General features: G+C 73.0%; 24 protein-coding genes. 5 read left to right on the top strand and 19 right to left on the bottom strand.

Going from position 1 to position 26,403, the window contains the following annotated elements:
- Positions 1–111: 111 nt before the first annotated feature.
- From BS73_RS28875 to BS73_RS28865, 3 genes are all read right to left on the bottom strand, one after another.
- Complete coding sequence (locus BS73_RS28875; RefSeq protein WP_051941586.1) at positions 112–933, bottom strand: ABC transporter permease; 822 nt, start codon at positions 931–933, stop codon at positions 112–114.
- A gap of 2 nt (positions 934–935) precedes the next feature.
- A complete protein-coding gene (locus BS73_RS28870; protein WP_084704425.1) occupies positions 936–1,940 on the bottom strand; it encodes an ABC transporter ATP-binding protein in 1,005 nt (334 codons plus the stop codon).
- A gap of 129 nt (positions 1,941–2,069) precedes the next feature.
- Positions 2,070–3,407: an NYN domain-containing protein gene (locus BS73_RS28865; RefSeq protein ID WP_051941022.1), complete on the bottom strand. Its 1,338-nt coding sequence runs from the start codon at positions 3,405–3,407 to the stop codon at positions 2,070–2,072.
- 331 nt (positions 3,408–3,738) lie between these two features.
- On the opposite strand from BS73_RS28865, the gene BS73_RS28860 reads away from it, so the two are divergent.
- Complete coding sequence (locus tag BS73_RS28860) at positions 3,739–4,494, top strand: hypothetical protein (RefSeq protein ID WP_152617763.1); 756 nt, start codon at positions 3,739–3,741, stop codon at positions 4,492–4,494.
- A 19-nt stretch (positions 4,495–4,513) separates the two neighbouring features.
- Here BS73_RS28860 and BS73_RS28855 read toward each other — a convergent pair whose 3' ends face one another.
- From BS73_RS28855 to BS73_RS28835, 5 genes are all read right to left on the bottom strand, one after another.
- Positions 4,514–4,780, bottom strand: a complete 267-nt coding sequence (locus BS73_RS28855) for a hypothetical protein (protein ID WP_152617762.1) — start codon at positions 4,778–4,780, stop codon at positions 4,514–4,516.
- Positions 4,781–4,938: 158 nt separating this feature from the next.
- Positions 4,939–8,526, bottom strand: a complete 3,588-nt coding sequence (dnaE, locus tag BS73_RS28850) for a DNA polymerase III subunit alpha (RefSeq protein ID WP_037577373.1) — start codon at positions 8,524–8,526, stop codon at positions 4,939–4,941.
- 88 nt (positions 8,527–8,614) lie between these two features.
- Positions 8,615–9,790, bottom strand: coding sequence for a 5'-methylthioadenosine/S-adenosylhomocysteine nucleosidase family protein (locus BS73_RS28845; RefSeq protein WP_051941018.1), 1,176 nt, complete (start codon positions 9,788–9,790; stop codon positions 8,615–8,617).
- A 99-nt stretch (positions 9,791–9,889) separates the two neighbouring features.
- Entirely contained in the window at positions 9,890–10,657 is a 768-nt protein-coding gene (locus tag BS73_RS28840; protein WP_037577370.1) for an HAD family hydrolase, read from the bottom strand.
- 67 nt (positions 10,658–10,724) lie between these two features.
- Positions 10,725–11,759 (bottom strand): aldo/keto reductase, encoded by a 1,035-nt coding sequence (locus BS73_RS28835; RefSeq protein ID WP_037577365.1) that lies wholly within the window; start codon positions 11,757–11,759, stop codon positions 10,725–10,727.
- Positions 11,760–12,149: 390 nt separating this feature from the next.
- On the opposite strand from BS73_RS28835, the gene BS73_RS28830 reads away from it, so the two are divergent.
- The 3 genes from BS73_RS28830 to BS73_RS28820 are packed head-to-tail and all read left to right on the top strand — an operon-like array spanning position 12,150 to position 14,561.
- Positions 12,150–12,458, top strand: coding sequence for a PadR family transcriptional regulator (locus BS73_RS28830; protein ID WP_037577362.1), 309 nt, complete (start codon positions 12,150–12,152; stop codon positions 12,456–12,458).
- The gene (locus BS73_RS28825) at positions 12,455–13,345 is read left to right on the top strand and encodes a hypothetical protein (RefSeq protein ID WP_051941016.1); all 891 of its coding nucleotides are present in this window, start codon (positions 12,455–12,457) and stop codon (positions 13,343–13,345) included. The genes BS73_RS28830 and BS73_RS28825 overlap by 4 nt, the downstream gene beginning before the upstream one ends.
- Positions 13,335–14,561: an alpha/beta hydrolase gene (locus tag BS73_RS28820; protein ID WP_051941013.1), complete on the top strand. Its 1,227-nt coding sequence runs from the start codon at positions 13,335–13,337 to the stop codon at positions 14,559–14,561. Before BS73_RS28825 ends, BS73_RS28820 begins: the two co-directional genes overlap by 11 nt.
- 26 nt (positions 14,562–14,587) lie before the next feature.
- On the opposite strand, the gene BS73_RS28815 is transcribed toward BS73_RS28820, so the two are convergent.
- The 11 genes from BS73_RS28815 to BS73_RS35605 form a co-directional block, all read right to left on the bottom strand.
- On the bottom strand, positions 14,588–14,869 hold the full coding sequence (locus BS73_RS28815; protein ID WP_037577359.1) for a hypothetical protein: 282 nt from the start codon (positions 14,867–14,869) through the stop codon (positions 14,588–14,590).
- Complete coding sequence (locus BS73_RS28810) at positions 14,866–15,564, bottom strand: hypothetical protein (RefSeq protein WP_037577356.1); 699 nt, start codon at positions 15,562–15,564, stop codon at positions 14,866–14,868. Before BS73_RS28810 ends, BS73_RS28815 begins: the two co-directional genes overlap by 4 nt.
- 41 nt (positions 15,565–15,605) lie before the next feature.
- On the bottom strand, positions 15,606–16,028 hold the full coding sequence (locus BS73_RS28805; protein ID WP_152617761.1) for a hypothetical protein: 423 nt from the start codon (positions 16,026–16,028) through the stop codon (positions 15,606–15,608).
- On the bottom strand, positions 16,021–16,254 hold the full coding sequence (locus BS73_RS28800; RefSeq protein ID WP_152617760.1) for a hypothetical protein: 234 nt from the start codon (positions 16,252–16,254) through the stop codon (positions 16,021–16,023). The genes BS73_RS28805 and BS73_RS28800 overlap by 8 nt, the downstream gene beginning before the upstream one ends.
- Before the next feature lie 148 nt (positions 16,255–16,402).
- On the bottom strand, positions 16,403–16,813 hold the full coding sequence (locus tag BS73_RS28795) for a hypothetical protein (protein WP_037577349.1): 411 nt from the start codon (positions 16,811–16,813) through the stop codon (positions 16,403–16,405).
- Between the two features lie 25 nt (positions 16,814–16,838).
- Positions 16,839–17,420: a dienelactone hydrolase family protein gene (locus BS73_RS28790; protein ID WP_037577347.1), complete on the bottom strand. Its 582-nt coding sequence runs from the start codon at positions 17,418–17,420 to the stop codon at positions 16,839–16,841.
- 64 nt (positions 17,421–17,484) lie between these two features.
- Positions 17,485–19,071: a Na+/H+ antiporter gene (locus tag BS73_RS28785; protein ID WP_037577343.1), complete on the bottom strand. Its 1,587-nt coding sequence runs from the start codon at positions 19,069–19,071 to the stop codon at positions 17,485–17,487.
- 62 nt (positions 19,072–19,133) lie between these two features.
- Entirely contained in the window at positions 19,134–19,688 is a 555-nt protein-coding gene (locus BS73_RS28780; RefSeq protein WP_235215572.1) for a GNAT family N-acetyltransferase, read from the bottom strand.
- Between the two features lie 4 nt (positions 19,689–19,692).
- The gene (locus BS73_RS28775; protein ID WP_037577340.1) at positions 19,693–20,631 is read right to left on the bottom strand and encodes an RluA family pseudouridine synthase; all 939 of its coding nucleotides are present in this window, start codon (positions 20,629–20,631) and stop codon (positions 19,693–19,695) included.
- Positions 20,632–20,686: 55 nt separating this feature from the next.
- The gene (gene lspA, locus BS73_RS28770) at positions 20,687–21,373 is read right to left on the bottom strand and encodes a signal peptidase II (protein ID WP_084704929.1); all 687 of its coding nucleotides are present in this window, start codon (positions 21,371–21,373) and stop codon (positions 20,687–20,689) included.
- A gap of 267 nt (positions 21,374–21,640) precedes the next feature.
- Complete coding sequence (locus tag BS73_RS35605) at positions 21,641–22,195, bottom strand: TraR/DksA family transcriptional regulator (protein WP_322987299.1); 555 nt, start codon at positions 22,193–22,195, stop codon at positions 21,641–21,643.
- A 638-nt stretch (positions 22,196–22,833) separates the two neighbouring features.
- Between BS73_RS35605 and ileS the strand changes: the two genes are divergently transcribed.
- On the top strand, positions 22,834–26,010 hold the full coding sequence (ileS, locus tag BS73_RS28760) for an isoleucine--tRNA ligase (RefSeq protein WP_037577334.1): 3,177 nt from the start codon (positions 22,834–22,836) through the stop codon (positions 26,008–26,010).
- Positions 26,011–26,403 lie beyond the last annotated feature (393 nt).

Below are 26,403 nucleotides of genomic sequence, written 5' to 3'. Positions count from 1 at the left end.
GCCATCCTTGCATGCGCCGCTGTGCGCCGGGTTTTCCGCCCCGGCGGCGCCCGCGGGGCCTTGGGGAGCCGCGGGAACACGACGCTGTCTCCGGGGCCGGCGCGCCGTGCTCTAGCGCTCCCGCGCCGCTCGGCGGTAGGCCAGGGTGGAGAGGGTCAGGGTGACCGCGCCGACCGCCGCGCAGACGGCCAGGTCGAGGAGGACGGCGGGCCAGTCGGGGTGGCTGGTGAAGGTGCGGGCGAAGGCCTCCACGCCGTAGGTGGAGGGGAGGAGGTCGCGGGCCCAGGCGATCACCGGCGGGAAGTGGCTGGCCGGCAGTACGCCCAGCAGAAGCGCCGCGGACATCCCCAACTGCCCGAGCAGCGTCGCCAGTTCGGGCTTGGGCGCCAGCAGGCCGAAGATCGCGCCGAGACCCGACAGCGCCGCCCCGGCCAGCGGGATGACCGCCAGCAGGATCCACAGATGGCTCCAGGCCAGCCCGTACAGCCCGCAGCCGACCGCCGCGGTGGCGATCGTGCCGGGCACGGTGAACGACGCGTACGCGCCCGCGGCGCCCAGCACCACCGCGGCCGGCGGCACCGGCAGCGTCGCGTAGAAGTCCAGCCCTCCCCCGGCCCGCAGCTTGCCGAAGTACTGCGCGAGGAGGTTGAGGGCGACGAAGGCGAGGACCAGGACGGCGGATCCGGCGACGACGTCCCGCGAGGCCTCGGAGTTCCCGGCGGAGACCACTCCGCGCATCATGATCATGATGCCGATGGACTGGAACGCGGCCACGAACATCAGCGGCATCCGGGCCACCCTGGCCCGGGACAGCTGGGAGCGGTAGACCGCCGCGAGGGAGGGGAGGAACCGGGCCGCGGGGGCGAGTTCGGCCGCGGTGGCGTCGGCGGGAACAGCCCCGGCGACCGCCGCCGGACGGCTGGTATCGGCCAGGGTCACTGCTTGGCCCACCCTTCGTGGCGTCCGCCGAGGACCAGGTAGACGTCCTCCAGGCTGGGGGTCGAGAGGGAGAAGTCGTCGAGCGCGGTGAAGGCCGGCCCGGAGGTGATCTCCGCGACCAGTTCGCGTGCCTCCTCCGGCTCGGCGCGCAGCGTCCAGCGCCGCCCGGCCGCGCCCGCGCGCTCGGCGAGGGCGGCGATCAGCGGCAGGTCGGTCGGCGCGGCCTCGCGCCAGACCAGGTCGAGGCGTACGGCTCCGTCCACCATCGACTTGAGCCCGCCGGGCGTGTCGCAGGCGATCACCCGGCCCTCGTCGATGACGGCGACCCGGTCCAGCACGGTCTCGGCCTCGATGACGTTGTGGGTGACCAGGAGGACGGTCGTGCCGCGCTCGGCGCGCCGGCGGTCCACCGCGGACCAGACGGCCCGCCGGGCCACCGGGTCCATCCCCGTGGTCGGCTCGTCCAGGACCAGCAGCGGTCGCTCCCCGACCAGCGCCGCCGCGAAGCAGGCCAGCCGCCGCTGGCCGCCGGACAGCTTGGCCAGCGGCCGGTCGGCGAGGGGCTCCAGGCCCAGCTCGGCGAGGACCTCGTCGCGGGCCGCGCGGGCCTCCCGCAGCGGCAGGCCGCGCAGCCGGCCGCTGGTCTCGGCGGCCAGCGCCACCGTCAGCTCGTCCAGGGCGGTGGAGTCCTGGCCGAGGTAGGCGAGGAGGCGGGGGGCCCGCTCGGGGTGCCGGACGATGTCGTGGCCCAGCACGTCGATCCGCCCCTCGTCCGGCCGCAGCAGGCCGGTGAGCTGGCGGACGAGGGTGGACTTGCCGGCGCCGTTCGGCCCGAGGAGGCCGAAGATCTCACCGCGGGCGACGTCCAGGTCGATCCTGTCGTTGGCCAGTACCGGGTCCGCCTTGCGCACCCGGTAACGCCTGGTCAGTCCGCGGACGGCGATGGCGGCACGTCCGACGGACCCCGCGTGCTGGCCCGCGGGGGTGGTGCTGGTCGTCACCTTGCGAGGGTACCGGGATCGAACGGTGAGCGGGCGTGCGGGGTGGCCGAGGTCTCAGGCGGTCCCGTCCCGGCGCGGAGCCCGGGACACCGCCCGGCGCCGAGCCCCGCGACGCCGCCCGGCGCGGGGTCAGTCGTCGACCAGGGAGGCGCCCGGGACGCGGGCGCTGATCTCGCGCCAGAAGCCGGCCCGGATCGCGTAGCGGTCGTGCTCGTCGATCTGGTCGTCCTTGTGTGCGAGGAGGCCGAAGCGGGCCGCGTAGCGCAGCAGCTCGCCGTCGATGCGGTGCGGCACCCGCGGGTACTCGGCCCACAGCACCGGCAGCCGCTCCCGGTCGCCCAGCCGGTCGCTCCAGCGCTTGGCGAAGACCTGCCCGACCTCGTGGGGGTCACCGCCGATCGCGGTGATGTCCTCCTCGCGGTCCGCCCAGCGCTGCTCCGCGGTGGTCAGCTGGGCGAGCGTCGGCAGCAGCTCGGCGGGACCCGCGGAGTCGCCGGAGCGCTCGATCCAGCCCTTGTCGGAGGACCAGCGGAGCAGCGAGGGGGCCGGCGCTCCGGGCGGCGCGCCCGCGCCGGGGGCACCGGCGCCGGCACTGGTGGCGGCGCCGGCCTTGCCCGAGGCCAGGCCGGCCGCGATCTCCTTGGGGGTGGGCACCGAGCGGCCGCCGGGGGCGGCGGACTTGGCCGCGCACTCCGGGTCCTCCTCCGGGCCGCCCCCGGCCGGGCCGGGCTCGCCGGTGGGGCGGGCGGCACCGGCCGGGCCGGCCGGACCGGGCTCCGGGCGGGTGCCGTTCTCGGCGCCGCCCGCGCCCGGCTCGACCGGCGGGGGCGGGACCGCGGACGAGGCGCTGGGATGCGGAGCGGAGAGGATCTTGGCGATCTCCGGGCGCGGCATCGGCGGCGGGCAGGGCGGGGTGATCTCGCGCACCTCCACCGCCCGGGTGATCCAGTCCCGGTCCAGGACCCGGCGCTCGTCGGCCTCCGCCACCAGGTCCTCGGACTGGTTGAAGTCGCCGTCGGCGGCCTGCACCGCCCACAGGTGGACGGCGACCCCGTGCTCCTTGGCGGACATCATCCCGGGTAGGAGGTCGCCGTCGCCGGTGACCAGCACCACGTCCGCGCAGGCCCGGTTGCGCGCCAGCTCGGAGAGCTCGGCGTGCATGGCGGCGTCCACGCCCTTCTGCACCCAGCGGCCGTCGGCCCTGGTCAGGGCGCCGAGCCGGACGGTGACCCGGGGGGTCACCCGCAGCCGGCGGTGCTCGGGCATCGGACGGCGGTCGGGGGCCGCGTCGAACCAGTAGATGCGGAGCAGCGGCAGGCCGGTCTCGGCCTCGGCGCGCTCCCGCAGGTTCTTGATCAGCTCGGTGTGGTCCACGGTGATCCGCGACCGGGAGGACTCCCCGGCGAGCAGGCTGGCCGCGGCGCCCAGCAGATATCCGGCGTCCACCAGGACGACGCAGCGATCCACGTCGGCACCTCTTTCTTCTGCTCTCGCGGCGTACCGCCCGTCGGCTCGGCTCCGGCGGGCGCCGGGCGGGCGCGGAGGAGCCCGTCCTACCGTGTCTCGAGTTGTCAGTGCGGTCTTCTGGGTGTGCGTGTGTCGCGTGTTCCGAAGTGTTCCGGACCCCTTACCCCCTCTTGGCGCAGCGTATCCACCATGGGAGATCTTGGGAGCCCACCGCGTCGGATCGAACCCGAACGGGGGTGCTGCGCGTCCCCCCCCGGGGGTCGGGTCACAATGGACCGGTCATCCGGGGCGCCTGCCCCAGCCAACCCAGTGCCGGCGGAGTTCTAGAGGTATGCGCAGAAGGTCAGCGATTCTGCTGGTGTCCGCGGTGGGCGCGGCGGCGGCGATCGCCCTGCCCTCGATCCAGACCAAGCAGGCCGTCGGCGACACGAAGATCACTCATGTGGTGGTGGACGAGACCCCGGTCACCCTGGGTCCCGCCGCCAAGGTCACGCTGCACTGGGCGATCACCGCGGAGGACGACTCCGGGATCAGGTCGGTCGGGCCGGTCGGCATGTGGTCGCGCAACTACGGGCTGATCAAGGCCTCCAAGGCGGTCTGCACGGCGGTCTCCAAAACCACCTCGGTGTGCAGGGGAACGGCCGTGGCGGACAGCACCGAGCGGGCGCTGTGGAACGACAACGCCGGCTGGTGGCACATCCAGGCCCAGGCCAACGCGAACGACGGGGACCACTACGCCAACGACAAGGCCGGGTACTTCCTGCTCCGGCGGTCCACCGAGACCGTGGTGTACGGGGTGCCGCAGCAGGCGAAGGCGGGTCAGCGGGTCAGCGTGGGCGGGCAGCTGACCGAGGCGGACTGGCCGCACCACCAGATGGTGCCGGCGGGGGCCCAGCAGGTGGTGCTGAGGTTCAAGCCCCGGGGAAGCGACGCCTACCAGACGGTGGCGAAGGTGGGGAACCAGCCGGACGGGACGATGTCGGCCACGGTGACGATCACCGGCACCGGCAGCTACGCGTGGTTCTACGCCGGTTCCACCTACACGGCCTCGTCCCGCTCCACGGACGCCCAGGTCACCGTCGGCTGAGGGGCCGCGTCCGGCGCGGCTACCGGAAGCGCAGACCGGAGGGGCGGACCTTGAACTGGGAGACGGTGGCGTCGAACGCCTGCTCCTCCGCGTCGGAGAGGCGGACGGTCTCCATGTCGTGCATCATCCGCTGGACCATGCCGCGCTGACCGTCCGTCAGGAACCGCCGGACTATCTGCGTCTCGCGGAGGATCAGCCGCAGACCCAGCACGATCCACAGCAGGGCCATCAGGGAGACCAGGATCAGAGCTGCCACCTGCAGCCCCACGAGAGCGGTATGGAGCACGACGCGCCTCCTCGCAAACCGAAATGCCGGACCCCTCCCGCGCCCCCATTGAACACCAGCCGCTGGGACCTCCGGCCCGGGGCGCGGGACCAAGGTCCCGAAGGATACGCAGGTCAGAGGCGCTCAGGGGGAAGTTCCCCGGCGGAATGCGACGAGAATCACGCCGGCTCGGCCTCCGGCGCCGCCGCGATCACGCAGCCGGGGCCGAGCAGCTGCTTGAGGTCGCCGAAGAGCTCAGGGGCGGGCTTGACCCGGTGCCGGTCGAGGCGGAGGACGGTGGTGCGGGCCGGGTCCTCGACCCGGAGCCGGACCTCCGTGCTGCCGCGGTGGGAGCCCAGCACCTCGCCGAGCCGGGCCACCATGTCGCGGGTGACCTTGGCCTCCTGGACGGAGATCACCACCGGCTGCGCGGCCGCGGCGGTGGACAGGTCGGGGACCTCCAGCTCCATCGCCATCAGCCGGGGGACGTCCTCGCGCTTGTCGAGGCGGCCCTTGACGAAGACGATCGCGTCCTCCTGGAGCTGGGTGGAGACCAGCTGGTAGGTCGCCGGGAAGAACATGCAGTCGATCGAGCCGGCCAGGTCCTCGACGGTGGCGATGGCCCAGGCGTTGCCCTGCTTGGTCATCTTGCGCTGGAGGCCGGAGATGATGCCGCCGATGGTGACCACCGTGCCGTCCGGCCGGTCGCCGGAGGTCAGCTCGGCCACGGCGCAGTCCGCCCGGTCGGCGAGGACGTGCTCGATCCCGTGCAGGGGGTGGGAGGAGACGTAGAGGCCGAGCATCTCGCGCTCCTGGGCGAGGAGGTAGCCCTTCTCCCACTCCTGGTCGGTGAAGACGACGTCCAGGCCGAAGGCGGCCTCGTCCGCGGCCTCGCCCGGGTCGCCGCCGAAGAGGTCGAACTGGCCCTCGGCCTCCTTGCGTTTGAGGCCGACCACGTTGTCCACCATCGGCTCGAACTCCGCGGTCAGGCCCTTGCGGGTGTGGCCGAGGGAGTCGAAGGCGCCGGACTTGATCAGCGACTCGACGGTGCGCTTGTTGCAGACGACGGACTCGACCTTGTCCAGGAAGTCCGGGAAGGAGGTGTAGCGGCCCTTGGAGCGGCGGCAGCGGACGATGGAGTCGACCACGTTGGCGCCGACGTTGCGGACGGCCGTCAACCCGAAGCGGATCTCCTCCGCGCCCTGCGGGGTGAAGTCCGCGTCCGAGTCGTTGACGTCGGGCGGGAGGACCCGGAGGCCCATCTTGCGGCACTCGTTGAGGTAGAGCGCCATCTTGTCCTTGTCGTCCCGGACCGAGGTGAGGAGGGCGGCCATGTACTCGGCGGGATGGTTGGCCTTGAGGTACGCCGTCCAGTAGGAGACCAGGCCGTACCCCGCGGTGTGCGCCTTGTTGAAGGCGTAGCCGGAGAACGGGACCAGGACGTCCCAGACCGCCTGGATCGCCTCGTCCGAGTAGCCGCGCTCCCGGCAGCCCTTCTGGAACGGGACGAACTCGGCGTCCAGGATCTCCTTCTTCTTCTTGCCCATCGCGCGGCGGAGGAGGTCCGCCTGCCCGAGCGAGTAGCCGGCCAGGATCTGGGCGGCCTTCTGCACCTGCTCCTGATAGACGATCAGGCCGTAGGTGGGTTCCAGGACTTCGCGCAGCGGCTCGGCCACCTCGGGGTGGATCGGGGTGATCTCCTGCTGGCCGTTCTTGCGGAGGGCGTAGTTGGTGTGCGAGTTCACGCCCATCGGGCCGGGGCGGTAGAGGGCGAGGACGGCGGAGATGTCCTCGAAGGTGTCCGGCCTCATCAGGCGGAGGAGGGCCCGCATCGGGCCGCCGTCCAGCTGGAAGACGCCCAGGGTGTCGCCGCGGGAGAGGAGTTGGTAGGTGGCCCGGTCGTCCAGGGGGAGGTCGAGGAGCTTGAGGTCGATGCCCTTGTTCTTCCGGACCAGCCGGACCGCGTCCTCCATGATGGTGAGGTTGCGCAGGCCCAGGAAGTCCATCTTGAGCAGTCCGAGCCCCTCGCAGGTGGGGTAGTCGAACTGGGTGATGACGGCGCCGTCGCTGTGCCGGGTCCAGACCGGGATGTGGTCGGTGAGCGGCTCGGCGGACATGATCACACCGGCCGCGTGGACGCCGGGCTGGCGGATCAGGCCCTCGATGCCGCGGGCGTGGTCGATGACCTTGCGGACGTCCGGGTCGTTCTCGTACAGCCCGCGGACCTCGCCGGCCTCGCCGTAGCGGGGGTGGTCGCGGTCGGTGATGCCGGAGAGCGGGATGCCCTTGCCCATCACGTCCGGCGGCATCGCCTTGGTGATCCGGTCGCCCATCGCGTACGGGTAGCCGAGGACCCGGGAGGCGTCCTTGATCGCGGCCTTGGCCTTGATGGTGCCGTAGGTGACGATCTGGGCGACCTTGTCGGCGCCCCACTTCTCGGTGACGTAGCGGATCACCTCGGCCCGCCCGCGCTCGTCGAAGTCCACGTCGATGTCGGGCATCGAGACCCGCTCGGGGTTGAGGAAGCGCTCGAAGATCAGTCCGTGCGGGAGGGGGTCCAGGTCGGTGATGCCGAGGGCGTACGCCACCAGGGAGCCGGCGGCGGAGCCGCGGCCGGGGCCGACCGCGATGCCGTTGTCCTTGGCCCACATGATGAAGTCGGAGACGACCAGGAAGTAGGCCGGGAACCCCATCTGGACGATGGTGTCCATCTCGTAGTCGGCCTGCCGGCGGTGGGCCTCGTCGACGCCCTGCGGGAAGCGGCGGGCCAGGCCCTTCTCCACCTCGGCGCGGAAGAACTCGGCCTCCGAGGCGAACTCCGGCGGCACCGGGAAGCGCGGCATCAGGTCGCGGTACTCGAACATCCCCGAGGTGTCGACCCGCTCGGCGACCAGCAGCCGGCTGTTGCGGCAGCCCTCCTGCCAGATCTCGGAGGAGTCCAGGGCGTACATCTCGGCGGCGGACTTCAGGTAGTAGCCGGTGCCGTCGAAGCGGAAGCGGTCCGGGTCGCTGAGGTTCCTGCCGGTCTGGATGCAGAGGAGGAGGTCGTGGGCGGCGGCGTCGGCCTCGGTGGTGTAGTGCGAGTCGTTGGTGACCACCGGCGGGATGCCGAGCCTGCGGCTGATCTCGACCAGGCCGTCCCGGACCCGCTTCTCGATCTCCAGGCCGTGGTCCATCAGCTCCAGGAAGTAGTTCTCCCGGCCGAAGATCTCCTGGTACTCGCCGGCCGCGCGCAGCGCCTCGTCGAACTGGCCGAGGCGGAGCCGGGTCTGCACCTCGCCGGAGGGGCAGCCGGTGGAGGCCATCAGCCCGGCCGCGTGCTCGGCGATCAGCTCCCTGTCCATCCGCGGCCACTTCACCAGCCAGCCCTCGGCGTAGGAGCGGGAGCTGAGCTTGAAGAGGTTGTGCAGCCCCTGCTTGTCGCGGGCCCAGAGGGTCTTGTGGGTGTAGGCGCCGGAGGCGGAGACGTCGTCCCGCTTCTGGTGCGGCTGGCCCCAGAGCACCCGCTTGGTGTTGCCGCGGTGCTCCGGGGCCACGTACGCCTCGATGCCGATCACCGGGGTGATGCCGGCGGCGGCGGCCTGCCGGTGGAACTCGGCGGCGCCGAACATGTTGCCGTGGTCGGTCATGGCGACGTGCGACATGCCCAACCGGTCCGCCTCGGCGAAGAGTTGGCTCAGCCTGGCGGCTCCGTCCAGCATCGAGTACTCGGTGTGGACGTGGAGATGCGCGAACGGCTGCTCGGCGCTGCTCTTCGCCTCGCTCACGGCAGGAGGCCTCCGGGGGACGCGGGATGGGTGCGGTACGAGCCTAGTCGCTCCGCGGGCCTCCTCCGCGCCTGCCGGCCCCCGCTGCTCAGCCCAGGTCGCCGGAGCCCGGCGCGTACTCGGACTCCAGGCGCTTGAGGGCCGCTCCGGTGAGGGTGTGGGAGCCGCCCGCGGAGTCCTGGTAGCGGACCTCGGTGACCGGCGAGACGGAGAAGTAGGCCTGGCCGGCGATCAGGTAGCCGGCGCGGGTGGCGTTCGCCAGCGGGGAGAGCCCGGACTCGGTGACCGGGGTGCGGGAGACCTCGGCCGGCAGGGTGTCCACGATCCGCTCGACGACCCGGGCGGCGTGCTCCACCGCGGCGGACTCGCTGAAGGCCTTCGGGTACCAGGGGGTGTCGGAGATGCCGCGGACCAGGGTCCACGGCACGCCGGCGGCGGCATTGGCGTAGGCGAAGCCGGTGCCCTCGTTCTCCTCGGCGTCGCTCTGGTAGAGGAGGTTCTGCGCCTCCACCCAGCTCAGCGGCTCGGTCCAGACGTTGGCGTCGCCCACGGTGCCGACCACGACCTTGTTGGCGACCTGCCCGGTGGCGGAGGGGTCGCCGGTGGCGACGGCCTTGCTGGTGCTGCCGAGGGCCGTCGGGGCGCCGGCCCGGACCACGTCCCGGCTGCCCGCGAAGGCGGCGACGTACAGCCAGGACTTGTCGGTGGTGCTCTGGTACGAGCCCGCGTTCGCGGGCGTCGGGTAGTGCTCGCCGTAGCCGTTGACCACGGCGCCCGCGGTGTCGCTGCCCGCGGTGCGGTGGATCTCGATGCCGGAGTAGGCGGTCTGGTAGCCGCCGGACTGGTAGTGGATGTCGGACTTGTCCACGACGTAGCCGGCCAGCGTCACATCGCCCACGTCGATCCGGGAGTTCTGGGAGCCGGCGGTGCCGGAGAAGAGGGTCGCGCGGGGATGGAAGGTCTCGTCCAGCAGCCAGGTGGCCAGCTCCGCGCTCTCGTCCTTCTCCCCCGCCGCGACGTCGACCACCGGGTGGCCGTCCACGGTGCCGGTCCAGTAGCGGTAGCCGGCGATGTCGTGGTGGCCGGTCACATGGATCCGGGCCAGGACGGCGGCCTGCTCGGCGCCGTCCGCGCTGACGATGCCCACCGGGGCCGTCCGCGGTTCCGCCTGGGCGGCGCCCGCTGCGGTCACCGCGTCCCCGACGGCGGCGAGCAGGGCGAGGGCGGCGGCCCCCGCGGCTATTCGGCGCGACCGAATTCGCATCCATCCTCCAAGAGCGATCAAGGATGCGAATCCTAATGGCCGGCGGCGGGCAGCCGGCGGCGCCCTGATTACCGCTGTGTTGCGGCTGCTGACGGGGCGTCAGGCGAGGCGGGCGGATACGGCGTCGACGAGGGCGGCGGTGTCGGCGAGGTCCGGCAGCACGAGGTCGGCCCCGGCGGCGGCCAGGTCGGCGGCGGGGGTGGCGCCGGTGGCCACCGCGATCATCGCCGCGCCGCCGGACCGCGCGGTCGCCACGTCCAGCAGGGTGTCGCCGACGATGACCGCGTCCCGGCCGGTGAACGGGTGGCCGAACCGGTCGGCGGAGCGCTTGAGGGCCACCGGCAGCAGGTCGGCGCGGTCGTAGGCGTCGTCGCCGTAGGCGCCGGCGGCGAGGTCGAGACCGTCGGCGAGGTCGAAGGCGGCGAGCTTCAGCTCGGCGAGGCGGCGCATGTTGCCGGTGAGCACCGTCTGCCGGACGACGGGCTCGACGCCGGCTCCGGTGGCGGCGGTGGTCGCGGTGGCAGCGGTGGTCGCGGTGGCGGTGAGGGCGGCGATCGCGGCCTTGGCCCCGGCGAGGGCGGTGCCGCGGGCCCGTAGGGCGTCGGCCCGGGCGTCCATCTCGTCGGCGACCGCGAGGTTGAACCGCTCGACCAGGTCGTCACCGGGCTCGACCCCGTTGAGCTCCAGCGTCTCCAGGGCGATCAGCAGATCGGTGCGGCCGGCCATCGGTGCCAGCCGGCGCATCGGCCGGCCGACCAGCCGGGCGAAGGCGGCGGCGTAGGCCTCGCGGCTCACGCCGCCGCCGTCGAGCAGCGTGTGGTCGATGTCCCAGAGGACCAGCCGTTGCCCGGCAGCGCCGTCAGCCATCGTTCCCGCCCGCCCTCCCGCCGACATCGCCGGTCAGGCTACCCACACCGGGGGGCGGGTACGCCGTTCAGGCCGCCGCGCGCTCCCCCGGCGGGCGGCGGCGGAGGCGGGCCTGCTGGACGGCCGGGGTGTCGTAGTCCATGTCGAGCGCGCCGACACCGGTGCCGGGCGGCACGATCTCGTCGATCCGGTCGAGGACCTCGTCGCTCAACTCGGTCTCCGCGCCCGCGAGGAGGTCGTCGAGCTGCTCCATCGTGCGCGGGCCGAGGATCGCCGAGGTGACCGCGGGATGCGCGACGGCGAAGCCCATCGCCAGGTGGGTGAGCGACAGTCCGGCCTCCTCGGCGACCGGGATCAGCCGCTCGACAGCGTCCAGCCGGCGCTCGTCACTGAGGTGCCTGAATCCGAAGTTCGCCCGGACGCTCTCCGGGCGCTTCCCGTCCTTGCGGTAGCGGCCGGTCAGCATCCCCTGCGCCAGTGGGCTCCAGACCAGTGCCCCCATCCCGTACCGCTCGACCACGGGCAGCACCTCGCGTTCGATCCCGCGGTCCAGGATCGAGTACGGCGGCTGCTCGGTGCGGAAGCGCTGCAGGCCGCGGCGCTCGGCGACCCACTGCGCCTCGACGATCTCGGAGGCGGGGAAGGTGGAGGAGCCGATCGCCCGTACCTTGCCGGCCCGCATCAGGTCGGTGAGGGCGGAGAGGGTCTCCTCGACGTCGGTGTCCGGCGCCGGGCGGTGGATCTGGAAGAGGTCGACATGGTCGGTCTGCAGGCGGCGGAGCGAGTCGTCCAGCGCGCGGACGATCCAGCGCCGGGAGTTGCCCTGCTGGTTGGGGTCCTCGCCCATCGGCAGGTGGGCCTTGGTGGCGAGCACCACCTCGTCGCGGCGGCCGCCCTTGAGCGCCTTGCCGAGGATCTCCTCGGACTCGCCGCGCCAGTAGGCGTCGGCGGTGTCGACGAAGTTGATCCCGGCGTCCAGCGCCTTGTGGATGAGCCGGATCGCGTCCTCGTGGTCGGCGTTGGCCGCGCCGCCGAACATCATCGCGCCGAGGCAGTAGGGGCTGACCTTGATTCCGGTCCGGCCGAGCGTGCGGTACTTCATGGGTTTCCTCGCAACTGGCGACAAGCTAAACGGAACAACGTTCAACATAGACGATACGGAACACTGCTCCACCTAGCAAGCCCCGGGCGCACGGCGCGATGTTGCCGCGGGCCCCTGGGGTGGCGCGGCGCAGCCGCAAACCCAGGGGCGCGGGGAACTGCGCGGCCAGCCACTTACGGTGCCGCGGCCGGGTACGGAGTCCCGGTTGCAACCCAGGCGCCGTGGCCGGGTGCGGCGATGTGGTCGGTTGGGCGCGCAGTTCCCCGCACCCCTGGGTTTGCGGCTGCGCCGCGACACCCGGGGCCGCGACATCACGTCGCTCAGTACTACGTCTGGCGATACATCGTGGTGCGCTATATCCTCCCGCGAGGGCCGACCGAGAGGGGAGTCATGGCGTCCGAAACCGATCCGGCCGTACTCGTGCTGGCGAGCCTGGCCGACGAGCCCAGGCACGGTTACGCGATCACCCAGGACATCGCGGAGGCGGTGGGCGTCGTCCTCGGCGCCGGCACGCTGTACGGGGTGCTGGCCCGCTTGGAGGCCGACGGGCTGATCGAGGCGCTGCCCGCGCAAGGCCGTCGCCGCCCCTACCGGATCACCGCACTCGGCGAGCGCACGCTGGCCGAGCAGGCGCGGCAGATGCGGCGGGTGGCCGACCTGGGGCTGCGCAGACTCCGGGCCGCGGGGGCCACGCCGTGAGGACCCCGGACGCCGCCGAGGACAGGCCCGACTGGCGGGCGCGCGCACTGGCCGGGCTGTACCCGCCCGCGTGGCGGCACCGGTACGCCACGGAGTTCACGGCCCTGCTGGAGGAGAGCGGCGTCGGGGTCCGGCAGATGATCGACGTCGCGGCCGCTGCGGTGCGCGCCTGGGCCCGCCCCAGCACGCACCTGCACGACCGGACCGGACGGATGCGCGCCACCGTCGCGGTGACCCTGTGCGCGTGGACCGCGCTGGCGGCCGGAGCAGTCCTGTTCGCCAAGACCAGCCGGGACGGCGCCTGGTACGTCACCGGGCACACCGACCCGGCCGCCGGGTGGTACGACGTCCACGCGCTGGCCTCGACCGCATCGGCGCTGGCCATCGCGGTCGGCTGGCTGCCCCCGGTGGCCGCCGTACTGCGCGCCCCGCGATGCCGTCCCGGCCGCCGCCGTGCCCGCCTGCTGCTGCTCGCCCCGCTGGTCGCCGTATCGGCCTTCCTCGGCGCTGCGGCGGTACTCGGGCTGATCACCCACGGGGCCGGTGTCGGCCGCACCGGTTTTCTGGTCCTGGTCGGGCTCGGTCTGCTCGCCGGCGCCGTCTGCGCCGCCGGACCGGCCGGCGCGCTGCGGCAGGTCACGCCGAGCGGAGCGGGGCTGCGCCTCGCGACCCTGGCCGGCGCGGTCGCCACGGCACTCATGGCGGTGGCCGTTTCCGCCGGCGTCGGCTGCGGCCTCGTCACCTCCGCCGACCACCGGCCCGGGTCCGCGGCACTGACCGCCTACGGCATGGTCATGGCGGGCAGCCTGGCGGTCGCGGCGACCTCCTCCGCACGCGGCCTGCGGGCCGCCTTCGCACGCGCCCGGGGCGACGTCGATGCGCATTGACCGCCGGTGGCCGCGCCGCACCCTGAGGACCCTGCTCGTCCTGGTGACCGTGCTGCTGGTGACGCTCGGCGGTTACACCGGCTATGTGGCGGTCCGGCGGGGACAGCGGGTCACCCTGCCCGCCCCGACCGGGCGCTATCCGGTCGGCCGGACCATCGCGGACTGGACCGACCCCGCGCGCACCGACCCGCTCGCCCCGCGGCCGGGCCTGCCGCGGGAACTGTCCGGGTGGCTCTGGTACCCGGCCGCACCCGCCCCCGGCGCGCCACCCGCGCCACCCGCGCCGTACGCCCCGGGCGCCTGGTCGAAGCTGCACGTGGGCGGCCTGCCCGGGCTGGGCGAGACCGGTTTCGACCGCATCCGGGTGCACGCCGTCGCCGACGCCCCCGTCGCCGCCGGCCGGTTCCCCGTGGTGGTGCTCGAACCCGGCCTGGGCCTGGCCGCGCCGCAGTACACGACGCTCGCGGAGAACCTGGCCAGCCACGGATACCTGGTCGCCGGGGTCACCCCCACCTACAGCGCGAACCTGACCGTGCTGAACGGGCGGCCGGTGACCGCGACACCCGCCGGAAACCCGCAGGGCTCCGACGCGGCCGCCATGCGCCCGGTGGACGACCGGCTGGTCGGCGTATGGGCGGCCGACGACCGCTTCGCCGCCACCCGCGTCGCCGCGCTGGACGCCGCGGGCCGGTTCGCCGGGCACGTCGACGCGGCCACCACCGTGTACCTGGGCCATTCCTTCGGCGGAGCCGCGGCGCTGCAGGCCTGCCACGACGACCCGCGCTGCGCCGGCGCGGCCGACCTGGACGGAACCCAGTTCGGCACGGTCGTCCACTCCGGACTCGGCAAGCCGATGATGCTGCTGGCCGGCCAGGGCTCCTGCATCACCGGAAGCTGCCGGCCGAACGGCACCGACGAGCGGTCCGAGCGCGACGCCGCCCGCGCGCTGCTGGCGGCCTGCACCGGGCCCGTCTGGATCTACCGGCTCCACGGGGCCGCGCACTTCAACTTCAGCGACTACGGCGCCTACTACCTGGCCGCGCCGATCCGGTCCGCGGTCGGGCTGGGGTCGATCGACGGCGACGAGGCGCTGACCATCACCGACGCCTACCTGGCCGCGTTCCTCGACCATGTGGCCCGCGGCCTGCCGGAACCGCTGCTGGCCGGCCGGTCCTCGCCGTACCCGCAGGTCGAGGTGGAGCGCAGCGCGCCGTGAGGGTGTGCGGGCGGCTGCCGCGGAGGTCAGCCCTGGTCGGCGAAGTGCGGTTGGGGAGCCGGGAGGCGCCGGGTCTCCTCGACGATCTCGCCGAGCTCGGCGGTGGGGAGCTGGATGCGCCAGGCGTGGCGGCCGGCCGGGGTGAGGCCGAGTTCGGCGGCCTGCTCGGCGTTGCCGGTGATGTGGGCCAGGGTGGCGGTCTCCTCATGGACGGCGAGCAGTTCGAACCGGGTGTCGCGCCAGGTGGCGAGGAGGCGGCGGTACTCGACCGCCTCGGCGGCGCCCTCGTCGAGTTGACGGGAGGTCATCGTGCCGTCGGGGGCCTCGCGGTAGGCGGTGAGGGAGCCGGCTTCGGGGCCGAAGTCGGCGGGATACCGGGCGCCGCCGAGGGTGGCGAGCAGTCCGCGGGCGATCGCGCCGGCGGGGGCGGCGGGGCCGCTCGCGGCGGGGCGAGCCCGCGCTCGGCGGCGGCGGGGAAGGCATGCCAGCCGGAGTGCCGGCCGGCGTAGCGGGCGAGGCCCTGGGCGTGCTCCTCTCCGGACGCCTCGGCGAGGTGCCACAGCTCGGTGCCGATCGGGATCTCGGTGAGCTCCAGCCAGTACTCGGGGACGGCGGCGGGGGCGTACTTGGTGTAGCCGGTGCCGAGGAAGGGCGGCGGCAGGACGAGGGTGGAGTCGAGGCGGGCGGCGCCGGCGGTGGTCTGCCCTCCGAAGGAGGCCTGGAAGAGCCCCGGCCAGGAGGCGAGGAAGCGCAGCACGAAGAGGCCGTCGCCGGGCGGGAAGCCCGCCTCGTCCTCGGCGAGTCCGTGCCGCGCGCGGGCGTCGGCGCCGGACTCCGCGCGGGCGACGTCCACCATCCGCGAGCAGAGCCCCCACATCCGGGTGGGCTCGAAGAGCCGGGGCAGGGCCTGGTTGGCCACGTACCGCTCGGCGGCCTCGCGGGTGACCGGCAACTGCATGATCGTCCGCGGCGAGAGGCCGGGGGTGGGGATCGCGGAGGTCATGGACAGGGACGTCCCTTCGGTTCGGGACGGGTGAAGCGACGTCACCCGCCGTGCTGGGCCTTCCACTTGGCGAGGAGGTCGGTGCGGTGCTCGGTGAGGTCGGTGACCTCTTCCAGTGGGAAGGCGCCGTCATAGTCGGTGGGCCCGCTGCGGGTGAGCCCCTCCGGTACCGATCCGCCCACGAGTTGCCCGGTGATGCGGCCGTCCCGGGCGCCGACGCTCGCGAACTCCCCGCCGTGCCAGCGGAACTCCCAGCGGGAGGAGTACCACGCGTCGAGCTGCGAGGGCCGGACGAGGTAGTAGCGCACGTCATCCTGGACGTCGGACTCCAGGCCTTCGGGGGCAGGCTGCCCCTCCTCCGCGCTCAGCACGATCTCCTCGGCGTGGGTGCTCCCGTGCGCCTGGTAGGCCACCCCTCGGTACACGGCGTACCGCCCTGGCCTGTACTGCCCGCTGTCACCCATCGGTCCTCCACCATCTCCCCTCGTGAAAGTAGCCCGCCATGGCCTCCCGGCCGTCCGGCGTGATCTTCCAGATCTCCGCCCGGCCCTGGAACTCGACGGGCCTGGCATCCCACTCGGGGACACCTCCCCCGGTATATCCGGTCCCGGTGAACGGGTCCTGCCACGGGCGGCCCTTGTCCTGACCGGCCATGTGCGCGACACGGTCCGCCAGTGCGGGATCATCCACCGCGCCGAACGTCGTGGGGGCCACGAGGTCGTCAGGAGCGCGAAAGCGCAGCTGGTAGGCGTGGGACGCGCCTTCCGGAACGGGGGACCAGCCGGCGCCGTGGTCGTCCAGTGCCAGCCCCTCGCGCAGCTGCGCCGGCGTTCTCAGATCACTCGAAGAGCCCGGGCAGGGCCTGGTTGGCCACGTACCGCTCGGCGGCCTCGCGGGTGACGGGCAACTGCATGATCGTCTGCGGCGAGAGGTCGGGGGTAGGGATCGCGGAGGTCATCGTAGGGGGATCCCTTCGGGTGGGGCTGAGGGGGAAGGTGCCCATGAACGAGTGCTGCTCGACCTGTTCCACGTGGTCGATGACCCGGTCGAGGTGCCTGCCGGCGTGGTAGCCCGTGACCGTCCCCTCGGACTCCCCGGCGAGATCGAACAGCTCTCCGCGCCAGCGGAACGTCCGGCGGCTGGAGTACCACTCCTGCAACTGCCCGGGCGACACCTGGAACACCCAGGCCGGGTCATAGGGATCCGGATCCAGCCCTTCCGGCACCGGGTCGGCGTCGTGGTCCCGCAACAGGTAGACCCAAGGCCCAGGAGGCTCAGTCGAGTTCGGCGAGGAAGGCGTCGGCGATCAGCCAGGCGCGCTCGGCGGCCGCCTCGTCGTAGTCCGGGAGCGACGGGTCGGTGAAGAGGTGGCCCGCCCCCCGGTAGCGGTGGATCTCCACGTCCGCCCCGGCCTTGAGCATGTTGAGGTACCAGGCGTTCAGCCAGTCCTCCGGCTCGAACGGGTCCGGCTCGGCGACGTGCAGCTGGACCGGCATCTCGGTGTGGGCGTCCTCCTGGATGTCCGAGGTGCCGTGGAAGAGCAGCAGGCCGGAGGCGTTCTCGTCGTTGAGGGCGAGGTTCTGGGCGAGCGAGCCGCCGAGCGAGAACCCGGCGTAGGTGAGCGGGCCCCGGCCGTCCTCCATCAGCGGCAGCGCGGTCCTGAGGACCCGCCGCATCAGCTGCTCCTTGCCGACATCCTCGACGTAGGCGAGCCCCTCCTCGACGTCCTCGAAGAGCTTGCCGTCCAGGTACTCGGGGGTGTGCACCTCGTGGCCGGCCGCGCGGAGGCGCTCGGCGGCGTCGCGTACGGCGGGCCGGAAGCCGAAGACGGAGTGCAGGAGGAGGATGCGGGCCATGGGGTGAGGGGGCCTTTCTCGGTGGGCGAGGGTCCAGTGTCCCCCGAAGGGCGCGTGAGCGGCGTCAGCGGGGGTTCGAGCGGAGGTCGAGGCTGCGGAGGACGCGGTCGACCAGCTCGGGGTCGGCTCCGGGTTCGCTGCGGGCGTCGACCATCTCCGCGCGGGAGGCGGCCAGCATCTCGTCCTCCACCCGGCGGAACTCCCGGATCCGCAGCACCCGCGCCTTCGCCTCGGCGCGCTGCTCCTCGTCGTAGACGTCCGGGCGGAACCGGGCCAGCCGGTCCGCGTGCCGCAGGCGCAGCCGCTCGACCATGTCCTCCGGCAGCTCCTCGTCCTCGTCGATCTCCTTGAGGCGCCGGAGCGCGGCCTTCGTGGCGCGCAGCCACAGCCTCCGCTCGGCCGCGTTCTCCGCGTCCTGATCGGCCGTCAGCCCCAGCACCCGCACCACCAGCGGCAGGGTCAGCCCCTGCACCAGCAGGGTGAAGAGGACGACCGCGAAGGCGATCACTATGATCCGGTCCCGCCCCGGGAAGTCCTTCCCCCCGTGGACGGAGAACGGAACGGCGAGGGCCAGCGCGATCGACGCCACCCCGCGCATCCCGGACCACCACAGCACCATCGACTCCCGCCAGTTCAGCGGGGCCGCGTCCTCCTTGGAGCCGCGCCTGCGGTCCAGCCAGTTGGCCAGCCAGGCGCCCGGCAGCAGCCAGAGCAGCCGCACGCCGATCACCACGGCCAGCACGATCGAGGCGTCCCCGAGCATCGAACGCCACTCGATCCCGGAGCTGACCACGCTGGCCAGTTCCAGCCCGATCAGCCCGAAGGCGATGCCGTTGACCAGCAGCTCGACCACGTCCCAGAAGGCCGCCCCGCTCAGCCGGAAGCCCACGTCGTCGGCCTCCACCCGCTGGCCGATCACCAGCGAGGCGACCAGCACCGCGAGCACCCCGGAGCCGTGGAACTCGTCGGCGAGGACGTACGCGGCGAACGGCACCAGCAGGCTGATCGCCACCTGGAGGGTGGAGTCGTCCAGATAGCCCATCAGCTTGCCGGTCAGCCAGCCCAGGCCGATGCCGACGGCCAGCGCGACCACCGCCGAGAGCACCAGCTCCAGGGCGGCCGCGCCGGCGGAGAACTCGCCGGTCACCACGGCACCGATGGCGAGGCCGTAGACCACCAGCGCCACCACGTCGTTGAAGAGTCCCTCGGTCTCCAGGATGCCGAGCAGCCGGCGCGGCATCCCGACCTGCCCGGCCACCGCCGCCGCGGCGACCGGGTCGGGCGGGGAGACCAGCGCGCCCAGGGCGACCGCCGCGCCCAGCGGCAGTGCCGGGTGGATGCCGTGGAAGACCCAGGCCACCACCCCCGTGGTGACCAGCACGAGGGCGACCGCGAGCAGCAGGATGACCTTGGCGTTGGCCTTGAAGTAGCGCACCGAGGAGCGCTGCGCGGCGGCGTAGATCAGTGGCGGCAGGACCAGCGGCAGGATCAGGTCCGGTTCGACCGAGATGTTGGGCACGAACGGGAGCAGCGCCAGCACCATCCCGAACACGGTCATCAGCACCGGCTGCGGGATCCGGATCCGTTCGGAGAGGGGCATCGTGAACACCCCGGCGACCAGGATCGCGAAGAGAAGGCTGAGCTGCGCCATGGATCGGGAAGGGTTCCTCTCCGTGGTGTCGTACCTGCTGTGCCTGCCGCGCCCGGCAGAGTTCAGCTTGTCAGGACGCGGGTCATGGTGCGGTGCGGGATACCACCGTCCAGGTACTCGGGGCCGTGGGCGGCGTAGCCGAGCCGCTGGTAGAAGCCGATCGCGTCGACCTGGGCGTGGAGTTCCAGCTCGCGCGCGCCGCGCTCGACGCCGGCCCGCTCGATCGCGCGGACCAGGGCGGCGCCGAGCCCGGTGCCGCGGGCGCCGAGCCGCACGGCGAGCCGGCCGAGGAGGACGACGTCGTCCCGTCCGGTGAGGTTGTACGCCTGGTCGCCGTGGATCAGCCGGGCGGTGCCGAGCGGGGAGCCGTCGGCGTCCTCGGCGAGGAGGTGGACGCACCCGCCGTCGAGGTCGTCCCACTCGTCCTCCTCGGGGACGCCCTGCTCGACGATGAAGACCTCGCGGCGGATGGCGTGCACCACCGGCAGCTCCCCGGGCGCGATCTCGCGGATCCGGATCTCCGCGCGGGCGGCGGGCACGGCGGGCGCGGCCGGCGCGGCGGTGGTGGGGGTGGCGGTGGTGGGGGTGGAGGTAACGGATGTGGCGGGGTTCGGCACGGTGTCAGCTCTCCGAGGCGATGGCGTCGAGGGCGTGCTGGAGGTCGTCCGGGTAGGGGCTGTCGAACTCCACCCACGCCCCGTCGCCCGGGTGCTCGAAGCCGAGGTGGACGGCGTGCAGCCACTGCCGGGAGAGGCCCAGGCGCTTGGCCAGGGTCGGGTCGGCGCCGTAGGTGAGGTCGCCGACGCACGGGTGGCGGAGGGCGGACATGTGCACCCGGATCTGGTGGGTGCGGCCGGTCTCCAGCTTCACCGCGAGCAGCGAGGCCGCGCGGTACGCCTCGATCAGGTCGTAGTGGGTGACGGAGGGCTTGCCGGCCGCGGTCACCGCCCACTTCCAGTCGTTGCTGGGGTGCCGGCCGATCGGCGCGTCCACCGTTCCGCTCAGCGGGTCCGGGTGGCCCTGGACCAGGGTGTGGTAGCGCTTGTCCGGGACCCGGTCCCGGAACTGCTGCTTGAGGTTCGCGTACGCCAGCTCGGACTTGGCGACCACCATCAGCCCCGAGGTGCCGACGTCCAGGCGGTGGACGACGCCCTGGCGCTCGGCGGCGCCCGAGGTGGCGATCCGGTAGCCGGCCGCGGCCAGCCCGCCGACCACGGTGGTCCCGGTCCAGCCGGGGCTGGGGTGGGCGGCGACGCCGACCGGCTTGTCGACGACCACCAGGTGGTCGTCGTCGTGGACGATCCGCATTCCCTCGACCGGTTCGGCGACGACCTCCACCGGGGCGGCCTCGGCCGGCATCTCGACCTCCAGCCAGGAGCCGGCGGTGACCCGCTCGGACTTGCCCGCCTGGGCACCGTCCAGGGTGACCTTGCCCGATGCCGCGAGCTCGGCGGCCTTGGTGCGGGAGAAGCCGAACATGCGGGCGAGGGCGGCGTCGAGACGCTCGCCCTCGAGGCCGTCGGGCACGGGTAGGGACCGGATCTGCGGAACGGTGCTCACCCGGTCGAGTATGCCGGAGAGCTGGGACGTCCCGTCGCGGAGGTGGGCGGAGAGGTCAGCCCGCGGCTTCGGCGGAGGCCGCCCCGCCGGAGTCCTTGCTCTGTGCGGAGGGGCCGTCGGACTGCCCCGGCTGGTCGCCCGGCTTGCCGGCCTCGCGGTGGGTGGAGCCGTCCGGGTTGGTGCCGAGGAAGGAGAGCAGGACCACCAGGATGCCGCCGCAGACGATGGCCGAGTCGGCCAGGTTGAAGACCGCGAAGTGCTTCACCGAGATGAAGTCGACGACCTCGCCGCGGAAGACGCTCGGCCAGCGGAAGACCCGGTCGGTCAGGTTGCCGAAGGCGCCGCCGAGCAGCAGGCCGAGGGCGATCGCCCAGGGCAGGCTGTACAGCTTGCGGGCGAGCCGGCAGATCACCACGATCACGGCGGCGGCGATCGCGGTGAAGACGATGGTCATCGCCTGGCCCATGCTGAACGCCGCTCCGGAGTTCCGGATGACCTGGAACTCGAGGAGGTCGCCGATCACCCGGATCGGGTCGTGCCCCTCCAGCTTGGCGACCACGAGCATCTTGCTGCCGAGGTCGAGGAGGTAGGCGAAGGCGGCGACGGCGAGAAGGATGCCGATCCGGCGGCGCCGCAGTATGGCGCGGGACGCGCCGGCGGGGGGTGCCGGGGCGTCTTCGGGCGCCTGCTGATCCGAATCCGGTGTGCCTGGCGTACTGATGATGCGCTCCGCGAGACGTATCGGGTGGTGCGGCAAGGGTAGCGCGAGCGCGGTGCGCTGCGCGGGCGGCGGGCGCCGCGGGGCTGCGCCCCGGGGTTGTCGCGGCGCAGCCGCAAAACCCAGGGGCGCGGGGAACTGCGCGCCCGGCCGGCCACGGCGCCGCACCCGGCGACGGCGACTGGGTTGCAACCCACTCTCCGTTGCCGGGTGCGGCAGCCTGCCTGGTCGGCGGCGCAGTTCCCCGCGCCCCTTACTTGCGCCTTCGGCGCTGCGCCGGGGCGGGCGTGGTCAGCGGCGCTCCTGCTTCTGCTTGCACTCCACGCAGAGGCTCGCCCGGGGGAACGCCTGCATGCGGGCCTTCCCGATCGGGCCGCCGCAGGACTCGCAGGCGCCGAAGGCGACCGTGCTGAGGCGGGTGAGCGCCCGCTCCGTCTGCGCCAGCATGTCCCGCGCGTTGTTGGTGAGCGCCAGCTCGTGCTCGCGGGAGATGTTCTTGGTGCCCGCGTCCACCTGGTCATCGCCCGCCCCGTCGCCGGAGTCGCGCATCAGCCCGCTGATCGCCAGCTCCGCCGTGCGGATCTCCTCGCGCAGCCGGTCGGCCTCGCCGGTGAGCCCGGCGATCAGCTCGTCGATCTCGGTCTGGGTCCAGGGGTCCTCCCCGGGACGGACCGGGAGCGCCGCCGGATCCGACGGCCGCTCGGCGAGCGGCTGGGCCGGGGCGGCGGCGCCGGAGGAGGCCGCTCCCGCGGCCGTCCTCCCGGCACGGGCGCCGGTGGCGGCGCGTGTCGTACGACTGCGCGCCGTCGGCCTGCTCGTGCTGGTACTGGTCTTGCGCCGGGTCACGGTCCCCTCCCCCGGGTCGACCAAAGGCGTCCCCGCACGGCCTGCCGCGCAACCGCTCATTGCCTTGTCCGCCATGGCTTTTCACGACCCCTTAGACGACTTCGCACTGGCTCCGGACACTGCTGAACGCCGCGCAGCGATGCGCGACGCAGTGCCGGAACGATAATTCGTTGGAAATCGCATCACAACGAGACATACCGGACATCCCCCTAGCCATCCGTGGCGGGCATCCGGCAGGCCCCGTCTGCGACCTGACGAGTTTGTGCCCAGATCGTGACCCGATAATCGCCCCGAGTCACGATCATCGGACGGCGCGTCAGGCGCACGCCCCGCGCACCTGTAGACTGCCCGTGCGAGGCGTGGATGGGGAGGAGTACCTCCGAACGCAGCCATGAGCGACCCGGGGACGGTGTGAGCCCGGGGGCGTGCGCGGGCGGGAAGATCACCCCGGAGCCGTCGGAGGAAAGCCCCGCCCGGGGCGAGTAGAACCGACCGCAAACCCCAATGAGGGGGCCGTGACCGGGCATCGGCCCGTATCGCGGTCAAGGAGGGTGGTACCGCGGGCCCGCCGCTGCAGGAGCGGTGTTCTCGTCCCTCCGTCGGAGCAGAGTTCGTCCGCCGGAGGAAGATCAGCGCCCATGACCACCAGCGACCCGACCCCCACCCCCAGCGGTCCCGGCTACCGCGCCGTTCCGGCGCAGGTCGACCTGCCGGAGCTGGAGCACGGCATCCTCGCCTTCTGGGAGCAGAACAAGATCTTCCAGCGCACCCTGGAGGAGACCGAGGGGCGTCCGGAGTGGATCTTCAACGAGGGCCCGCCGACCGCCAACGGCATGCCCGGCGCCCACCACATCGAGGCCCGGGTCTTCAAGGACGTCTTCCCCCGCTACCGCACCATGAAGGGCTACCACGTCCCCCGGAAGGCCGGCTGGGACTGCCACGGCCTGCCGGTCGAGCTGGCGGTGGAGAAGGAGCTCGGCTTCAGCGGCAAGCCGGACATCGAGGCCTACGGCGTCGCCGAGTTCAACGAGAAGTGCCGCGAGTCCGTCTCCCGGCACGTGGACGCCTTCCAGGCGCTGACCCGCCGGATGGGGTACTGGACCGACCTGGACAACGCGTACTGGACGATGAACCCGTCCTACGTCGAGTCGGTGTGGTGGTCGCTCAAGCAGATCTTCGACAAGGGGCTGCTGGTCCAGGACTTCCGGGTGGCCCCGTGGTGCCCGCGCTGCGGCACCGGCCTCTCCGACCACGAGCTGGCCCAGGGCTACGAGACCATCGTCGACCCCTCGGTGTACGTGCGGTTCCCGCTCACCTCCGGCCCGCTGGCCGGGCAGGCCGCGCTGCTGGTCTGGACGACCACGCCGTGGACCCTGGTCTCCAACACCGCCGTCGCCGCCCACCCCGAGGTGCGCTACGTGGTGGCCACGGACGGGAACGAGAAGGTGGTCGTCGCCGAGCCGCTGCTGGCGCAGTCGCTCGGCGAGGGCTGGACCGCCACCGGCGAGTCCTTCACCGGCGCCGAGATGGAGCGCTGGACCTACCAGCGGCCGTTCGAGCTGATCTCCTTCGACTCCCCCGCCCACTTCGTGGTCAACGACGGCTACGTCACCACCGAGGACGGCACCGGCCTGGTCCACCAGTCCCCCGCCTTCGGCGAGGACGACATGCGGGTCTGCAAGTCCTACGGTCTGCCGGTGGTCAACCCGGTGCTGCCCGACGGCACCTTCGAGCCCGAACTCCCGCTGGTGGGCGGCAAGTTCTTCAAGAAGGCGGACGAGGACCTGGTCGCCGACCTGGACGCGCGCGGCCTCCTCTTCAAGCACCTGCCGTACGAGCACAGCTACCCGCACTGCTGGCGCTGCCACACCGCGCTCCTCTACTACGCGCAGCCGTCCTGGTACATCCGGACGACCGCGGTCAAGGACGAGCTGCTGCGGGAGAACGAGCGGACCAACTGGTTCCCGGAGACGGTCAAGCACGGCCGCTTCGGCGACTGGCTGAACAACAACATCGACTGGGCGCTCAGCCGCAACCGGTACTGGGGCACCCCGCTGCCCATCTGGCGCTGCGGCGAGGGCCACCTGACCTGCGTCGGCTCGCTGGCCGAGCTGGGCGAGCTGGCCGGCCGCGACCTGACCGACCTGGACCCGCACCGGCCGTTCATCGACGACGTGACGTTCACCTGCCCGGCGGCCGGCTGCGCCGAGACCAGCGTGCGCGTCCCCGAGGTGATCGACGCCTGGTACGACTCGGGCTCGATGCCGTTCGCCCAGTACGGCTACCCGTACCGGAACACCGAGCTGTTCGAGCGGCGCTACCCGGCGCAGTTCATCTGCGAGGCGATCGACCAGACCCGCGGCTGGTTCTACACCCTGATGGCGGTCGGGACCCTGGTCTTCGACCGCTCCTCGTACGAGAACGTGGTCTGCCTCGGGCACATCCTGGCCGAGGACGGCCGGAAGATGTCCAAGCACCTGGGCAACACCCTGGAGCCGATCCCGCTGATGGACCGGCACGGGGCCGACGCGGTGCGGTGGTTCATGGCCGCCGGCGGCTCCCCCTGGGCGGCCCGGCGGGTCGGGCACGGGACGATCCAGGAGGTCGTCCGCAAGACCCTGCTGACCTACTGGAACACCGTCGCCTTCCAGGCGCTCTACGCCCGTACGGCGGGCTGGGCGCCGAGCGCCTCCGACCCGGCTCCGAGCGAGCGGCCGGTGCTCGACCGCTGGGTGCTCAGCGAGCTCAACCAGCTGGTCAAGGAGGTCGACGCGGCGCTGGAGAACTACGACACCCAGCGCACCGGCAAGCTGCTCTCCGGCTTCGTCGACGACCTCTCCAACTGGTACGTCCGGCGGGCCCGGCGGCGCTTCTGGCAGGGCGACCCGGCGGCGCTCGCCACCCTCCACGAGGCCGTCGAGACGGTGACCCGGCTGATGGCGCCGCTCACCCCGTTCATCACCGAGCGGGTCTGGCAGGACCTGGTGGTGCCGGTGGCGCCGAACGCCGCCGAGTCCGTGCACCTGGCCGCGTACCCGGAGGCCGACGAGACGCTGGTGGACCGCTCGCTGTCGCAGCAGATGGCGCTGGTGCGACGGCTGGTCGAGCTGGGGCGGGCGACCCGGGCGGAGTCCGGGGTCAAGACCCGGCAGCCGCTCAGCCGGGCGCTGGTCTCCGCCCAGGGGTACGAGGCGCTGGGCGAAGAGCTGCGGGCGCAGATCGCCGAGGAGCTGAACGTCGAGCGGCTGGAGTCGCTGGCCGAGGTCGGGGGGTCGCTGGTCGACACCACCGCCAAGGCGAACTTCCGGGCGCTGGGCAAGCGGTTCGGCAAGGGCGTGCAGGACGTGGCCAAGGCGGTCGCGGCGGCCGACGCGGCGGCGCTGAGCGCGGCGCTGCGGGAGTCGGGGGCGGCGGAGGTCCTGGTCGGCGGCGAGACGGTCTCGCTCTCCCCGGAGGAGGTCTTCATCACGGAGACCCCGCGGGAGGGCTGGGCCGTGGCCAGCGAGGCGGGCGCGACGGTGGCGCTCGACCTGGCGGTCACGCCGGAGCTGCGGCTGGCGGGGCTGGCCCGGGACTTCATCCGGCAGGTGCAGGAGGCGCGGAAGGGCAGCGGTCTCGAGGTCGCGGACAGGATCGTGCTGCGGTACCGGGCGGCGTCGCAGGAGACCGGCGAGGCGCTGGCGGCACATTCCGCGCTGATCGCGGAGGAGGTGCTGGCGGTGGAGTTCTCCGGCGCGGAGGGCCGGCCGGACTGGGCCGAGCGGGAGTTCTCCGACGAGGGGCTCGCGGTGTCCTTCTGGCTGCGCAAGGCGTAGCCACTGGGGCGGGGCGGGGCCGGGGTATCTTGCGCCTCGCCCCGGCCCCGCCCCTTCCCGTTTCCCGGGGCTGGCCGCCCCGGACCCCGCCTGGCCGCCCCGGGCGCAGCGCCGCAGTCCGGGTACGGAGCTCGGGTTGCAACCCGGTGGCCGTTGCCGAGTGCAGCGCCGCGGCCGCCTGGGCGCGCAGTTCCCCGCGCCCCTTACCCGCGCCTGCGGCGCCCCGCCCCGGGCGCAGCGCCGCAGTCGGGTACGGAGTTCGGGTTGCAACCCGGTGGCCGTTGCCGAGTCCAGCGCCGTAGCCGCCTGGGCGCGCAGTTCCCCGCGCCCCTTACTCGCGCCTGCGGCGCCGCGCCCGGGGCGCTACCGGGCACGTCCCGCGGCAGAGTCGCT

The organism is Phaeacidiphilus oryzae TH49, from assembly GCF_000744815.1.
Lineage (GTDB): Bacteria > Actinomycetota > Actinomycetes > Streptomycetales > Streptomycetaceae > Phaeacidiphilus > Phaeacidiphilus oryzae.
Note: the sequence above shows the minus strand (reverse complement) of the source record. Positions and strands in the feature narration are given on the sequence as shown.

Excerpts from the sequence above, each read along its gene's own strand:
- BS73_RS28810 (WP_037577356.1), bottom strand. The coding sequence starts at position 15,564 with ATGACCTCCGCGATCCCCACCCCCGGCCTCTCGCCGCGGACGATCATG.
- ileS (WP_037577334.1), top strand. The coding sequence starts at position 22,834 with ATGACCACCAGCGACCCGACCCCCACCCCCAGCGGTCCCGGCTACCGC.
- BS73_RS28845 (WP_051941018.1), bottom strand. The coding sequence starts at position 9,790 with ATGCGAATTCGGTCGCGCCGAATAGCCGCGGGGGCCGCCGCCCTCGCC.
- BS73_RS28805 (WP_152617761.1), bottom strand. The coding sequence starts at position 16,028 with ATGGGTGACAGCGGGCAGTACAGGCCAGGGCGGTACGCCGTGTACCGA.
- BS73_RS28860 (WP_152617763.1), top strand. The coding sequence starts at position 3,739 with ATGCGCAGAAGGTCAGCGATTCTGCTGGTGTCCGCGGTGGGCGCGGCG.
- BS73_RS28830 (WP_037577362.1), top strand. The coding sequence starts at position 12,150 with ATGGCGTCCGAAACCGATCCGGCCGTACTCGTGCTGGCGAGCCTGGCC.
- BS73_RS28785 (WP_037577343.1), bottom strand. The coding sequence starts at position 19,071 with ATGGCGCAGCTCAGCCTTCTCTTCGCGATCCTGGTCGCCGGGGTGTTC.
- BS73_RS28815 (WP_037577359.1), bottom strand. The coding sequence starts at position 14,869 with ATGACCTCCCGTCAACTCGACGAGGGCGCCGCCGAGGCGGTCGAGTAC.
- BS73_RS28835 (WP_037577365.1), bottom strand. The coding sequence starts at position 11,759 with ATGAAGTACCGCACGCTCGGCCGGACCGGAATCAAGGTCAGCCCCTAC.
- BS73_RS28840 (WP_037577370.1), bottom strand. The coding sequence starts at position 10,657 with ATGGCTGACGGCGCTGCCGGGCAACGGCTGGTCCTCTGGGACATCGAC.
- BS73_RS28820 (WP_051941013.1), top strand. The coding sequence starts at position 13,335 with ATGCGCATTGACCGCCGGTGGCCGCGCCGCACCCTGAGGACCCTGCTC.
- BS73_RS28790 (WP_037577347.1), bottom strand. The coding sequence starts at position 17,420 with ATGGCCCGCATCCTCCTCCTGCACTCCGTCTTCGGCTTCCGGCCCGCC.